The organism is Verrucomicrobiota bacterium (assembly GCA_016200005.1).
Classification (GTDB): Bacteria; Verrucomicrobiota; Verrucomicrobiia; order Limisphaerales; family PALSA-1396; genus PALSA-1396.
Genome location: JACQFP010000061.1, coordinates 42,367 through 55,907 on the forward strand (window position 1 = coordinate 42,367; position 13,541 = coordinate 55,907).

The window sequence follows — 13,541 nt, forward strand, 5'->3', positions numbered from 1 at the left end:
CGGCACCAAGCGACCAATGAAAAGCGCCGATAAATCGGACGCACACCAGACGTGTCGCGAGGTTTAACCGCCATCAGCATTCGCGAAGCGTCTGGAGTGCGTGCGCTTGAGCGCCGCTCACTTATTTTCTCGGAGATGACTTCTGGCAATTGCTGTTACGAGGTTAAGGCCACTGCTACTTCGCCGCCTTCACGTCGTAACACCAAAGGGAGCCGAAGTCGCGGATGTAAAGCCGGCCGTTGGCCACGACCGGATAAGCCCAGGCCTTGGACTGTCCGCGCTCCGGCAGGTTGGGCGGCGTGAAATGTCCCTTCTCGCGATACGCCTCCGGCGACGGTTCAACCAGCATCACGTCTCCGGTCTCGTTGTGGAGATAAAGGCGACCGTCCGCCACCAACCACGAGGCCGGAGTGGCGCGTTCCTCCCATTTGATCTGGCCGGTTTTGAATTCAACGCACAACAACGCCTGAGCCGTCGAGCCGTAAAAGTAGTCGCCGACTTTCACCACGCCCCCGATGCCAATGGGCAGCTTGGGTGAGAAGTACTTTTCTTCGGTTTCGAACACGCCGTCTTTCTTCGCGATTCTGGTCAACGCACCGCCCGCGCGATACGCGCCGCTGTAGATGTCAGCGCCGTCGGCCAGCGGCGTGAGAATGACCGCCGGGCTTTTCCCCGCGGATTTGTCGTAACGCCAGAGGAACTTTCCGGACTTCGCGTTCACAGCGACCAGACCCTTGGCAAGGAACTGGACGATTTGCCGAACGCCACCATCCTCCACGATAATCGCCGAGGCGTATGCGGCTTCATCACCGCCCGGCACGGGACACTTCCAGATCCGCTCGCCCGTTTTCTTCCGCAAAGCCACCAACGTGGCATTGCTGCCGCCCGGCGTGCATACGAGCGCATCGCCGACGATCAACGGCGATTCCGCGTAAGCCCACTCGCCGGGTTTGCCCCCGAAGTCCGTGCGGAGATTTTTTTGCCAGCGCACTTTGCCCGTGCCCGACTCCAGACACGCCAGATCACCATCCGAACCGAGCGCATAGAGAACCTTTCCTGCCACGGTCGGCGTGGAGCGGGCCGCGGGATAATTCGGGTCCTGTTTTGGATTGCCCACCTTGCCGAGGCGTGTCTGCCAGATTCGTTTGCCGTCCTTGACCGCGCGCGCCTGCACGAACTCATTGTCGAGTCCCGCGTTCCCCAACAGATAGAGCCGATCTCCAACCACGGCGGGCGTCGAGTAGCCGCTGCCGGCGTCGGTGATCTGCCACCGCAGCTTCGGGCCGTCCTTTGGCCATTCTTGCAGCAGGCCGGTTTCCTGGGCAATCCCGTTACGCTGTGGCCCGCGCCATTGCGGCCAGTCGCCCGCCCCGACCGACACAACGGTTGCCAACACGAGAACAGCCGGAATTCCAAACGATCGTTTCATAATGACTGGATGTTTGCCGGCGAATTATTGTCCCCCGGCACCGCGCGGCGTCAAAACTTTTCTAAGAGCGCGTACGGAAATACGACGGCGAGGGGGATTCTACCGTTTATGTCCACGCTTTGGCGTGCGTCGGTCGTGCTTGCCGGCTAAAGCCGGGACGCCAAACGGCTTTTCCGTGCATGCTCTGACGCGCTGAGCAACCTCAAAGCGTGTGTTCATTGCAGCGCCGATGGCTTTTCTTATAGGTTGGAATGTAGGTAACGGAAAAGATACGCTGCGCAGCACCGTAGCACTTGCATTTCTCAATCACAGTTTGATGCGCAAGCCCTGAAATCCAATGCAAACCCGCAAATGGTGGCTAACGCTGCTGGTCGTCGCCGGAGTTTTGATAGCGATGGGCTTGCTCATCTTCAAATCACGCCAGCTTCCGCCAAGTCCACCGTTGCCGTCGCCAAATGGCTACGATGATTTTCTGAAGGCCACGCAAGTACTCACCCGCGATAATCAGGAAGCGCTTAAGTTGGTGCGGGTCGGTTTGAGTCGCTATTGTCGCGTGCCAACGATTTACACTGAGTCATACATGACAGTGCACTTGCCCGAACTCTCATCCTTCAAGGTGCTGGCACAAACCCTTGTTGCGGAGGGACAATTGGCCGAGAACGAACACCGGACGAACGACGCCTCGGTAATTTATCTGGATACGATGCGTTTTGGTCAGAAACTTAGCCACGGCGGGTTGATGCTGGATGGGTTGGTGGGCATCGCTTGCGAAAACGTCGGCTTTGTACCTCTGAAACGCTTATCGGCCAGTCTGGACGCCAAACAATGTCGCGAGGTGATTCAAGCTCTGGAAGCTTTGGAGAAAAACCGCGAACCGGCTGACGAAATCATGCAGCAGGAGAAACATTGGGGGAGTCGAACCTTGGGTGTGAAGTATCTTTTTTATTATGTGCAGAACTTGGTGCTGACTCGGACCTTGAACCCTTACAAAGCATCCATGCAAAGATTTGAGCAGAAGATCCAAATCGTGCAAATGCAGAATCGATTATTGATGATTCAGCTTGCCGCTCGCGCCTACGAACTGGAAAAGGGCCACGGCCCCAAGAGTATCGCGGAGTTGGTGTCCGACTATCTCAAAGCCATTCCGAAAGACCCGTTTACCGGAACAAACATGGTTTATCGACCGTGAATCAACTTCCTCAGACTCGCTCATGAAAATTCAGAAACGGATCATTATTCTGGCGGTAATGGCGTTTGTGGCGATCTTGGGTTCGTTGGTAATAGCGGTCAAGCGTTCGCCAAGTCGCGCGCCGTTGCCGTCGCCGAACGGCTACGATGATTTTGTGAAGGCGGGGCTGGCATTGACCGGTGGTGCATCCGGCTACGGCTACATGACTCGTGAGGAACTTCGCGTGGTGGTGACCAAAGATGCTGCTCCGCTTGAACTCGTGCGAATTGGATTAACCAAGGAATGTCGCGTTCCGATTGAGTATTCAGTAAATTATCTCTGGAGCCACGCGCCAGAGCGGGCTGCGATAAGACATCTGGCTTTTACCCTTCTCGCGGATGGCGAACTCGCTGAAATGGAAGGACGAAACAGTGAAGCAGCGCGAGCTTACCTGCAGTGCGTGCAACTCGGTCAGGAAACTAGCCGCGGTGGAGTTTGGACAGACAAACTTGTCGGGATCGCTTGTGAAGCCTTCGGTTCGACTCCGTTACAAAACCTCCTGACGAATCTTACTGCCAGGGAATGTCGTGACGTTATTCAGAGTTTGGAGACCATTGAGAAGCATCGAGAATCATTTGGCGATATAATGGAGCACGAGAGAGACTTTTCTCGGCGCGTATTCCCATTTTATCAACGAGTTGTTGGAAGCATTCTGCGCTTTTTCAACTTTGTTGGGATAAAGCAGGCTGAACAAAAAGCTTTCCAGAAGTTTCAAACTCAAGACCGACGACGACGAGAATTGCTGATTGACGTCGCCTCCCGCGCTTACGAATTGGAAAAAGGCCGACGGCCCAAAAGCATTGCGGAGTTAGTGCCTGACTACCTCAGAGCGATTCCGAAAGACCCGCTCACCGGAACGAACATGATTTACACACCGTGAAGGAGAAATGTTATGGCCAACTACATGATTGCTCAACTGGACGAGATTGAACCGGTGCGGTGTCCTTGCGGCTTCGCCAGCCGCGCCTTTGCAGCGCCGGACAATACCGTGGCCACGATGCACCTCGTGGAGATCCAGCAAGATTCCCGCACCCATTATCACAAGCGGATGACGGAGCTGTATCTGGTGTTGGAAGGTGAAGGGCAGATTGAACTGGACGGCCAGTTGTTTCCGCTCAAACCGATGACCGCCATTTTCATCAAGCCCGGCTGTCGCCATCGCGCCATCGGAAAACTGAAACTCATCAACGTGCCAATCCCCGCCTTCGACGAAGCAGACGAGTGGTTTGATTGAGGCCGGAAACGCCAACCCCTCCCCCGTCCTGACGGACACCCTCTCCCCCATCCGATGGGGAGAGGGGAAGGGGGGAGGGGCCGATGGACTGGTTGTACCGACAATCACTGGCAATTGATATCAGTTCATTCCTCAACCGCGATAAACGCACCGCGCAGTACAAGTCTCAGCGACGATCACTTCCGTCAATAACGGCAGCTTCGGTTTCAATCGCTCCCAAATCCAGACCGCGACATTTTCGCTCGTCGGGTTTTCCAGACCGGGAATTTCGTTCAGGTAGCGATGATCGAGCTGCTCCCAAAGCGGTTTGAACGCCTCGCCGATGTCCGCATAATCCATCAACCAGCCGAGCTTCGGATTGCATTCGCCGGCGACCACAATTTCTGCCTGAAAACTGTGTCCGTGCAACCGCCGGCATTTATGTTTCTTCGGCAGATGCGGCAGCAGGTGGGCCGCTTCAAACTGAAATGTTTTTCGTAATTCCATTTTCATACAAATCAAACGGAGCGTTGGAGTGTTGGAGTATTGGATCGATGGGATAAGCTGTCCTTCATCCATCACTCCATCACTCCATTTCTCCATTACTCCGTTCCGTCTTCACTGTTCCCAATCCGTCCATGTCACCAGGTCGCCGAGTGCGGGACGACCGTCATGGCGCCAGGTCAGCGGCGGATTTTGCATTTGGCCGAGCGGGCAAACCCGTGTCACGCCCCAACGCGCCAGTTGCGTGGCCAGTTCCGGCGCTTTGTCTTCCGGGGCGGCGAGTCCGACCGTGGAAACTTTTCCGTGAACACTGTCGGCGCATTGCAACGCCTCGGTCAAGTTGGCAACACCCTTCACATAAATAAACCGGTTCAAGCAGGACAACTGAAAGCGGGGATCGGCCTCGTAAACCACCGTCCAGGCGGTCGAATCTTTGCTGCACCAATGGCGCGTTTCCGGCGAATGTGCCGCCCGCACTTCGTAGAAGCCACGACGGGACGCAATCATGGCGGCGGTCTCGGTGGCAACGGGGCCGCGTGGTTCGGATTCCTCGCGCCGCGCCAGTTCTCCGGCGAGCAATTCTGCAAAATGTTCGGCGGACACGCTGCCGCCGTGCCCGACGTAAATCACGTGCGGCGAAAGACAGCCCAGTTGATTCCACGCCACGATGTCGCTCGCCGCTTGCGCCACAAGGTTCTTCGTATTGAACCCGGACAAAGCTCCGCTCGCAATGTAACCAAAGCTGACGCGGTGGCCGTAACCCAGCAAACGGACTCTTGGGGGAACGTGACACTGGATCTCGGCCAAAGTTTCGTCACTGCCGGTAACCGTCACGCAGTCCGCTTCATTGAACAGCGCTGCTTCCAATGCGGCGTTTCCGCCACGCCATTCCGCAATTTCCAGGCACGTGCCGAGTTTCGGTTCGGCCTCGTACAATGAATGCGCCAACAAACGCGGCAACAGCGACGTGCCGCTGGCGCACTTCACGAATTGTGCCGAGCGGAGCAACAAACCGAGCACGATGCTCATCAGCGTCGGGCTTGGAATGTTGCCGGCGGCGATATGCACGAGCAGTTCAGGCCCATTCGCCAGCGCAGCGCGTTTGGATTTCTGTTCCTCGGTGTTCGCGCTCAAGTTGTCGAGCCGTTGGGCGTGACCGAGTTCCTGGATCAATAACGCCTGCAGATTCTCGCTTGTCAGTTGCCGGAAAAACGCATCCAGACCGGCGGCCAACACGGGAGCCGAAAATCCCGTGGCGTTTGGCCCTTGCTCCAACGCCATTTTGCGGAATGGATAATCCCCACGCAGCCAGTTTGCTCCCGTCTCGCTCAAGAGTTTGATCAAAGTTTGCGTGGAACGGTGTTGAAGGTAACGCTCACGATTGCGTTTAAGCGTTTGACACGCCTCGGTGATCAGCATCGCGCTCAACGTTGCCTCCGCTGGCAAATCGGCCATGAAATAATTCGGCAGGTTCATGGGGGATCAGGCGCGCGGAGAACGGAGGCGGGCGTCGCTCCGACATCAGGATTGATCTGCTCTTCGCGTTTGCGAATGGCGTGCAGACAGGGCAGTCCCGCCAGCGACAAAACGACGAACAATGCCAGCAGGCCGTAGATGGGAAAGTAGGCGGTCGGTTCAACGGCTCGCGCACCCAATCCCTTCACCCATTTGCCGACCAGCCAGTGCGACAGGTTGCCAATCAACCCTCCCACCGTGATGAAAAAACCGAACACACGCCCGCGCACGGCGTCGGGCACCGATTCCATCAGCGCCGCCTCGATCATGGGATAGCCGGCGAGGAAGAAAAATCCATAAACCAGCAACGCAGGAATGATCCAGTTCCCCGGCACATGGGGAAAGACCGCCATCACGATCGCGGCGATGACCAGCACCAGAAATGTCCAGCGCACGCGTCCGCGATCGCTCAGATGCCCGAACAACGGATTGCTGACCACCGACGCGATGAAGATGCAACTCAGCGCCAGGCCGGTCTCTTTGAGCGTGAAGCCGCGAGCGTTTTGGAGGAACAGCGACCCCAGACTACCCATGCCGGTACCGGCAAAGTCGCGCATGCTGAAGGCGAAACTCATCCCAATGAAGAAGAGCCACAGTGCCGGCGTCGCAAACATTTTCTCCTCCGGCATTTTGGTTTTCTCGACGGCTCTGGGCGCGGGTTGTTCCTCGGCAAACCAGGCAAAGAGTCCGGCGGCGACGATTCCCAACAATCCCAGTTCCAGGATTGGAGCGCGCCAACCGGCGGTGGCCGCGCGCCAGCCGGTGTAGATCGGGCCGATGAAAAAACCGATGCTGGCGCCGACACCGACCAGCCCCAGGGCCTTGCCCGTGCCCGTGGGAAACAAGCGCGCCACCATCGCCGTCGCCGCCGGATGATAAAAACTGCCGCCAAAGCCGGAGAGAATCATGCACGCAACCGCGCACGGATAATTTGGTGAGAACGCGAGTCCGACGAAACCCAGTCCATTGATCGCGAGTCCGTAACCCAGCAGTTTTTTGCGGCTAATGCGATCAGCCAGGATGCCCATCGGATAACTCGGAATGAAATAGCCGGCCATCATCACCGTCACCAGCAGCGTGGCTTGCCCCACGCTTGCCAGTTTGAAGTCCGCCTGGATCAGCAAATACAACGGCAGCAACGCCACGTGGTAAATGTGCGTGAACGCGTGCAGCACCCCCGACAACCAAAGCGTGCGCGTTTTGTGGTTTCGCTCAGGATTCATTTTAACTTGCCATCAACGAACAGCCGCGTGGCTCGGCGGCCTTTGCCCGACCAATGAGTTCAAAACCATCGCCGCGGCGAACTCCCAAATCTTCCGTTTGAACCGCCATGACCGACCAGACATTCGCCAAATCGAAAACCCGAATCAACCCCGTTTCGCCCTCACCGACCTCGTGTCCGGTTTCCGGAGAAATGATCTGCGCGCGCGCCCACGGCGGGAAGCGGAAGCAAGGTTGAGGGTTGAGAGTTGAGGGTTTAGAGTTTGCGTCGCCACCAGCAATTCGATCGTATGCTTGTGAACTCAATTCGCTCATGCCGTATTCACAGACGATGTGGGTTGGCGGAATGCCGAGTCGTTCGGTGATGAGCGCGTGCAGTTCCGCTTTGAGCAATTCACGCGAACGTCCCTTGTATCCGCCCGTTTCCAAAACGCGCGACCCACGCGGCAGAGGAATTTGTTTTTCGCCAAGATGATCCAGCAGATGAACAAAGCCAAAGGCTGTGCCCAAAAAAACCAACGGTTGCTTCGGCGATTCGCGCAAAGCCGCCATTGTTTTCTCTGAGTTTACCGACCATGCGCCATCGCCAGCCACTTGACCTGTGAAAATCGAATCGCGCGTTCCAAATTCGCGCCGAACCGTTTCAAACATGTGCACCAACGATGAATCCGGCGCTTCCGTCGGCGATGGCGTCAACGACAGGATCCGGAATTTGTTCTTGAATTGCTCGTGCGCGGATGACCCTGCTCCCTCTCCTGGGGGAGAGGGCCGGGGTGAGGGCGGTCGTTCACCACCAACTTTCACCCGTCCCACTGACCGCTCGGTCAGCAGGTGTACGGCAAACCACGACAGCAGTGACGCTTCGTAAACCGCCAGTGATTCAGCGTCGTGGAAATGTCGGCTGGGCCGCTGCTCCGTCGTGCCGCTGGAATGAAAAATGGTTGTGCATTCGGCCGGCGGCAGGCTGGTCAATTCCAATTCTTTGAACGCCGAGGTTGGAATCGCGGGAATGTTCGCCCAGTCGGTGATTGTTTCCGGCGACACGCCGCGCGCCTGGCAAAACCGGCGATAGGGAGCGTTGTGTGTGAATTGCAGTGCAAAAAGCGTAAGCGCCATTTGATTGAATTCGTAGTCGCTGCGGAGCGCGGACAGCCTTGTCCGCACGTCAACTCGTGGGCGACATCTGGCGGACAAGGCTGTCCGCGCTCCGGCGTTGTGGATTGGCTCTGACTTGATTCCGCGTTCGGGGGAATGAATGAACTCGCGCCAGCGCGCGGCGAAATCCGACAATGTAGTACAAGTTGTCATGCGGTTTTGATCCATGTGCCGGCTGGTTTTCCGCTACAGCCGTGGAAAGTGTCGAATGTCGAATGCCGAATGTCGAGCGGGAAAAATGAAAGCGAAAACCCACTCTTCTTGACCCAAGCGCAAAACTTTTTTAGTCGAAACGCCGCAAGGCTGGTAAAGTTGCTTTATGACGGCCGAACAAATCATCGGTTTATCGCTCGCGTTGCTGGTGATGTGCGTGGGTATGGCTGGCAGCATTTTGCCTGGCATTCCCAGCACACCGCTCGTTTTGATCACGGCCATCGGTCATCGCCTTTACTTCGGCGCGACTGGACCTGGAAACTGGGTGCTGATGATTCTGGCAGCGATCACCGCGTTTTCGTTGCTGGTCGATTATCTGGCCAGCATGTATGGCGCGAAGAAACTGGGCGCCACCTGGCGCGGCGTCCTCGGCGCGGTGGTAGGCGGGTTGGTTGGGATCTTCTTCAATCTGCCGGGAATTCTGCTCGGTCCGTTCATTGGTGCGGTTGTGTTTGAAATGGCGGCCGGACGAAAATTCAAGGAGGCCGGCCGAGCCGGGTTGGGGGCGACGCTCGGCTTGCTCGGCGGCGCCGTGGTCAAGCTCGGCGGTTGCGTGGCGATGATGGGATTGTTTACCTGGGATGTGATTCAGCGTTGTTTGAATCAAGTTCCGGCCTGAAGGTGACGGGCGACGACTTCCTTCCTGGCAATCTTCGTGAATCGATTCGCTTCAATTCGCCTTTGACTCATTGGCCCGCTTCGCTATCCTCTCGCCCCTGTTTATCTATGGCAAAGCTGACGGTCAATGATCTCAATGTTCGCGGCAAACGTGTCCTGGTGCGCGTCGATTACAACGTGCCGATGGAAGAAAAGGATGGTCAAATGATCATCAATGACGACACGCGCATCCGGGAGACGTTACCCACGTTGGAACTGCTGATCAAGCAAGGCGCCAAAACCATTCTCGTGGCGCATCTCGGTCGTCCCAAAGGACAACGCGAGCCGTCGATGTCGCTCCGTCCAGTTGCCGCTAAACTTGCCGACATGCTGGGCCGACCGGTGGCGTTTGTTGATGATTGCATCGGCGAGAAGGTGGAAAAGACGGTTGGCGTGTTGCAACCCGGTGATGTGTTGCTGCTCGAAAACGTCCGCTTCTACAAAGAGGAAGAGACAAACGATCCTGTTTTCGCCGGGCAACTCGCCAAGGTCGCCGAGGTTTACGTGAATGACGCGTTCGGCGCCGCTCATCGCGCTCATGCTTCCACTGTGGGAGTGGCGCAGGTGGTTGCGCGTCAAGGCGGTCAATGCGCTGCCGGCTTGCTGATGGAGCGTGAACTGAATTTTTTGGGCGAGGAACTGGAAAATCCAGCGCGCCCGTTTGTTGTCATCCTTGGCGGCGCGAAGGTGTCCGACAAAATCAACGTAATTGATCGGCTGTTGGAAAAGGCGGACACGATTCTTATCGGCGGCGCGATGGCTTACACGTTCAAGCTGGCGCAAGGATTCAAAGTCGGGCAGTCGCTTGTCGAACCCGACAAGATTGAAGTGGCCAGGGCCGCTCTGGAAAAAGCGAAAGCCAAAAAGGTGGAGTTCCTGCTCCCCTCCGATAACATCGTGGTCACGCCGATCAAGACAGACAAGTTGAACAAGAAAGGCAAGCCGGTCATCGAATTACAAGACCCACGCACCAACACAGAGCCGAACATTGCCGATGCCGAAGAGGGTGTCGATATTGGCCCTGCCACAATCCAGACCTACGGTAAAATCATCGCTGGAGCCAAAACAATCCTGTGGAACGGCCCGATGGGAATCTTCGAAGACCCGCGTTTTGCGGCGGGAACGTTCGCGGTCGCAAAGGCGGTTGTCGAAGCAACGCAGAAGAACGGGGCCAAGAGCATTATTGGTGGCGGCGACAGCGTGAAAGCCTTGAATCAGGCGGGACTGTCGCATCAGGTCACTTTCACGAGCACGGGCGGCGGCGCCAGTCTGGAGTTTTTGGAAGGCAAAGTGTTGCCCGGCGTGGCGGCGTTGACGGACAAATGAAATTGAAACTATTACCCAAGTACCAAAGTACCCAATTGGGTATTTGGGTGGTTGGGTAATTCTTCCCGTGGACTGAAACATGGACAAAGACCGCAAACTGATTTTCGCCGGCAACTGGAAGATGAACAAGACCGTGGCCGAGGCGCTCGACCTGGTCCATGATTTGTCGCTCGAACTGGCCAACATTCGGGAAGTGGACATCGTGGTTTGTCCGCCGTTCACGGCGCTGTCGGAGGTTTCCAAGGCCATCCTGGATTCCAATTTCCGCCTCGGCGCGCAAAACATGAGCGAGCACAGCTATGGCGCCTACACCGGCGAAATCGCCGCCGGTATGTTGAAAGAGTTTTCCACCCGCTACGTCATCCTCGGCCACTCGGAGCGCCGACAATATCAGAAGGAATCCGATGCTTTGATCGCGCAAAAAGTTCTGGCAGCTCATGCCGCGTCACTCAAGCCCATCGTGTGCGTGGGCGAAACGCTCGCGGAGCGGGAAGGTGGACGGACGAATTCAGTTTTGGAGACGCAGGTAAACGGTTGTCTTTCCGGCCTGAGCAAGGAGCAGATGGAGGAAACCATTATTGCTTACGAACCGGTGTGGGCCATCGGCACGGGCAAAACCGCCACCGCCGGGCAGGCGCAGGAAGCACACGCGTTCATCCGCGGGTTGATTGGGAAACTGTTTGACGAAACAGTTGCCCGCCGCGTTCGCATCCAATATGGTGGCAGTGTGAAACCGTCCAACGCCCGCGAGTTGATGAGCCAGCCCGATGTGGATGGCGCGCTGGTGGGCGGCGCGTCGTTGGAAGCCCGCAGTTTCACGGACATTATTAAAAATTCGATCTAGGCAAAAATATGAGTCTCTTTATAGGTTTTTTGACGGTCGTGTTGGTGCTCGACAGTTTGTTGCTGATCTTGCTGGTGCTGATTCAACTGCCGAAAAAGGAGGCGGGCGCTGGCGTGGCTTTTGGCGGCGGCGCAACCGATGCGCTGTTCGGCGCCGGTTCGGGCAATGCGCTGACGAAAATCACCAAGTATGCCGCCACCATCTTCTTTTCTCTGTCACTGATCATCTCGATTTTATACGCGCGGAATAACCCAAAGGATGATACCGAGCTTCGTAAGAAAATCGCCGCGGCCGCGGCCGCCACGGCGCCCGGTCCAGGCGCAACTTTGCCGCCTCCAGCATCCGCCCCGAGCAACATCTCGTTGACCATTCCAGCCGTCAGCGCCTCAAATCCGCCCGCCGCGACGACGACCAATCCTCCGGCGACGACTCCGCCGGCTACAACGCCGAAATAAACATTTCGGCGACATGAAGCCGATGCCCAGCGTCCGACTTGAAACACAGAGGCCAGAAGGCAGAGGGCAGACGACAGGGATGGGCAGACAAAGGGCTTGCGGAATTTTTTCTGCATTCTGCATTCTCTATTTAGCGTTCCTGCTGACCGGTTGCCTGAAACCCGAACCGTCCGCAGATCTGGTCATCGTCAACGGCAACGAGCCGGAGTCGCTTGACCCCGCGATCATTACGGGACTCTCCGAGATGCGGCTCACGCAGGGTTTGTGGGCGGGACTTACGCGACTCCATCCGAAAACCGTCGCGCCGATTGCCGATCTGGCGGATCGCTGGGAGATTTCCCCAGACAAAAAGGTTTACACTTTTCACATCCGTACAAATGCGCTCTGGTCCACCGGCGAACCGATTACGGCGGAGGACTTCGTTTATTCCTGGATCCGAGCGATCAATCCGGAAACCGCCAGTGATTACGCCGGACAACTTTTCCCCATCAAGAACGCGGAGGAATTCAACGCCGGCAAAATCAAAGACTCGTCGCTCGTCGGCGTGCACGCGCTCGACCCGCGGACGTTGCGGGTGGAATTGAACCAGCCGACGGCGTTCTTTCTCGATCTGTGCGCGTTTCCGACGTTGAACATCGTCCCGCGAAAGACCATCGAGCAATACGGTGATCGTTGGCTGATGGTGCGGCCATTGCCCGCCAGCGGCCCTTACGAATTGGTGACGTGGCGTCTCAATGACAAAATCCGGATGCGCAAAAATCCGCGCTACTGGGACGCGGCCAATGTACGCACCGAGGTTTTTGATTTCCTGCCGATCGGCTCGCCCAACACGGCGCTGAACCTGTACGAGACCGGTGCAGCCGACGTGGTTTGGGACAAGGATTTGATTCCAGTTGAATTGTTGGATGACCTGAAAAACCGGCCGGATTATCACACGTTCACGTACCTCGGCACTTACTTTTTCCGCTTCAACGTGACCCACAAACCGTTTGATGATCCGCGCGTCCGCAAAGTGTTCGCGTTGGTGATCAATAAAAAAAGGCTGGTTGAAAAAATCACCAAGGCCGGTGAGCAGGCCGCCTCTCACTTCGTGCCGCCGGGCGTCGCCAATTATCAGCCGGTGCCGGGACTTGGATTCGATCCTGAAAACGCGCGGCGACTTTTGGCGTCGGCGGGCTTTCCGGGCGGCAAGGGCTTTCCCCGATTGCAATACAAATTCTTTGCCGCGGCGGGCGGCGCCGCCAAACTCCACGCCAAGATTGCCGTGGAATTACAGCAGATGTGGCGCGACGAGTTGGGTGTCGAGATCGAGCTTCAGCAGATCGAGCGCAAGGTATTTTACGCGGTCCAGTCCAAGCTCGATTACGACCTCTCGCAGTCCAGTTGGATCGGCGATTACAACGACGCGAATACATTCCTCGACATGTTCATGACCAACAACGGCAACAACCGCACCGGTTGGGGCAACGCGCGTTACGACGAACTCCTCCGCGCGGCCAATAAGGAAACCGACTTGAAGCTCCGTGAAAAATTATTCCAGGAGGCGGAGTCGTTGTTGATTCGCGACGAACTGCCCATCGTGCCGCTTTATTTTTATGTCGGGTTCAATTACTATGATCCAAACAAGGTGGCGGGGATTTATCCGAACATTCTCGATCAGCATCCCTTGCAGGACATTCGCAAAATCTCCGGCAGCAGCCGACGCAAGGAGGCCCTTGCTGCTTCTGCGGATCGCCAGGAAAGGCATAGCCTCCTCATGCCGGCTGCGACGAGAAACTGAC

The 13,541-nt window shown here is 56.8% G+C and carries 13 protein-coding genes; 8 read left to right on the top strand and 5 right to left on the bottom strand.

The features are described from left to right. Positions 1-175: 175 nt before the first annotated feature. A complete protein-coding gene (locus tag HY298_20425; protein ID MBI3852630.1) occupies positions 176-1,429 on the bottom strand; it encodes a PQQ-like beta-propeller repeat protein in 1,254 nt (417 codons plus the stop codon). A 337-nt stretch (positions 1,430-1,766) separates the two neighbouring features. Here HY298_20425 and HY298_20430 point away from each other — a divergent pair, with 337 nt between their 5' ends. From HY298_20430 to HY298_20440, 3 genes are all read left to right on the top strand, one after another. After that, positions 1,767-2,618 (top strand): hypothetical protein, encoded by an 852-nt coding sequence (locus tag HY298_20430; GenBank protein ID MBI3852631.1) that lies wholly within the window; start codon positions 1,767-1,769, stop codon positions 2,616-2,618. A 154-nt stretch (positions 2,619-2,772) separates the two neighbouring features. After that, positions 2,773-3,537, top strand: coding sequence for a hypothetical protein (locus HY298_20435; GenBank protein ID MBI3852632.1), 765 nt, complete (start codon positions 2,773-2,775; stop codon positions 3,535-3,537). Positions 3,538-3,549: 12 nt separating this feature from the next. Next, complete coding sequence (locus tag HY298_20440; protein ID MBI3852633.1) at positions 3,550-3,891, top strand: cupin domain-containing protein; 342 nt, start codon at positions 3,550-3,552, stop codon at positions 3,889-3,891. A gap of 132 nt (positions 3,892-4,023) precedes the next feature. Here HY298_20440 and queD read toward each other — a convergent pair whose 3' ends face one another. From queD to HY298_20460, 4 genes are all read right to left on the bottom strand, one after another. Further along, positions 4,024-4,383, bottom strand: coding sequence for a 6-carboxytetrahydropterin synthase QueD (gene queD, locus HY298_20445; protein MBI3852634.1), 360 nt, complete (start codon positions 4,381-4,383; stop codon positions 4,024-4,026). 105 nt (positions 4,384-4,488) lie between these two features. Beyond that, positions 4,489-5,850 carry a hypothetical protein gene (locus HY298_20450; GenBank protein MBI3852635.1) on the bottom strand — a complete coding sequence of 454 codons (1,362 nt, stop codon included), beginning with the start codon at positions 5,848-5,850 and terminating at the stop codon, positions 4,489-4,491. Next, entirely contained in the window at positions 5,847-7,112 is a 1,266-nt protein-coding gene (locus HY298_20455) for an MFS transporter (protein ID MBI3852636.1), read from the bottom strand. Before HY298_20455 ends, HY298_20450 begins: the two co-directional genes overlap by 4 nt. Position 7,113: 1 nt before the next feature. Further along, complete coding sequence (locus HY298_20460; protein MBI3852637.1) at positions 7,114-8,226, bottom strand: hypothetical protein; 1,113 nt, start codon at positions 8,224-8,226, stop codon at positions 7,114-7,116. Positions 8,227-8,584: 358 nt separating this feature from the next. Here HY298_20460 and HY298_20465 point away from each other — a divergent pair, with 358 nt between their 5' ends. The 5 genes from HY298_20465 (at position 8,585) to HY298_20485 (ending at position 13,540) form a co-directional block, all read left to right on the top strand. Then, positions 8,585-9,097, top strand: a complete 513-nt coding sequence (locus HY298_20465) for a DUF456 domain-containing protein (GenBank protein MBI3852638.1) — start codon at positions 8,585-8,587, stop codon at positions 9,095-9,097. 107 nt (positions 9,098-9,204) lie between these two features. Continuing rightward, on the top strand, positions 9,205-10,461 hold the full coding sequence (locus HY298_20470) for a phosphoglycerate kinase (protein MBI3852639.1): 1,257 nt from the start codon (positions 9,205-9,207) through the stop codon (positions 10,459-10,461). 79 nt (positions 10,462-10,540) lie between these two features. Then, positions 10,541-11,305 (top strand): triose-phosphate isomerase, encoded by a 765-nt coding sequence (locus tag HY298_20475; protein ID MBI3852640.1) that lies wholly within the window; start codon positions 10,541-10,543, stop codon positions 11,303-11,305. Between the two features lie 8 nt (positions 11,306-11,313). Then, on the top strand, positions 11,314-11,760 hold the full coding sequence (secG, locus tag HY298_20480) for a preprotein translocase subunit SecG (protein MBI3852641.1): 447 nt from the start codon (positions 11,314-11,316) through the stop codon (positions 11,758-11,760). A gap of 79 nt (positions 11,761-11,839) precedes the next feature. Beyond that, on the top strand, positions 11,840-13,540 hold the full coding sequence (locus HY298_20485) for a peptide ABC transporter substrate-binding protein (protein ID MBI3852642.1): 1,701 nt from the start codon (positions 11,840-11,842) through the stop codon (positions 13,538-13,540). Position 13,541 lies beyond the last annotated feature (1 nt).

Coding starts and splice junctions, on each gene's coding strand:
- HY298_20440 (MBI3852633.1), top strand. CDS start 3,550: ATGGCCAACTACATGATTGCTCAACTGGACGAGATTGAACCGGTGCGG.
- HY298_20470 (MBI3852639.1), top strand. CDS start 9,205: ATGGCAAAGCTGACGGTCAATGATCTCAATGTTCGCGGCAAACGTGTC.
- HY298_20465 (MBI3852638.1), top strand. CDS start 8,585: ATGACGGCCGAACAAATCATCGGTTTATCGCTCGCGTTGCTGGTGATG.
- HY298_20475 (MBI3852640.1), top strand. CDS start 10,541: ATGGACAAAGACCGCAAACTGATTTTCGCCGGCAACTGGAAGATGAAC.
- HY298_20450 (MBI3852635.1), bottom strand. CDS start 5,850: ATGAACCTGCCGAATTATTTCATGGCCGATTTGCCAGCGGAGGCAACG.
- HY298_20430 (MBI3852631.1), top strand. CDS start 1,767: ATGCAAACCCGCAAATGGTGGCTAACGCTGCTGGTCGTCGCCGGAGTT.
- secG (MBI3852641.1), top strand. CDS start 11,314: ATGAGTCTCTTTATAGGTTTTTTGACGGTCGTGTTGGTGCTCGACAGT.
- HY298_20455 (MBI3852636.1), bottom strand. CDS start 7,112: ATGAATCCTGAGCGAAACCACAAAACGCGCACGCTTTGGTTGTCGGGG.
- HY298_20485 (MBI3852642.1), top strand. CDS start 11,840: ATGGGCAGACAAAGGGCTTGCGGAATTTTTTCTGCATTCTGCATTCTC.
- HY298_20460 (MBI3852637.1), bottom strand. CDS start 8,226: ATGGCGCTTACGCTTTTTGCACTGCAATTCACACACAACGCTCCCTAT.
- queD (MBI3852634.1), bottom strand. CDS start 4,383: ATGAAAATGGAATTACGAAAAACATTTCAGTTTGAAGCGGCCCACCTG.
- HY298_20425 (MBI3852630.1), bottom strand. CDS start 1,429: ATGAAACGATCGTTTGGAATTCCGGCTGTTCTCGTGTTGGCAACCGTT.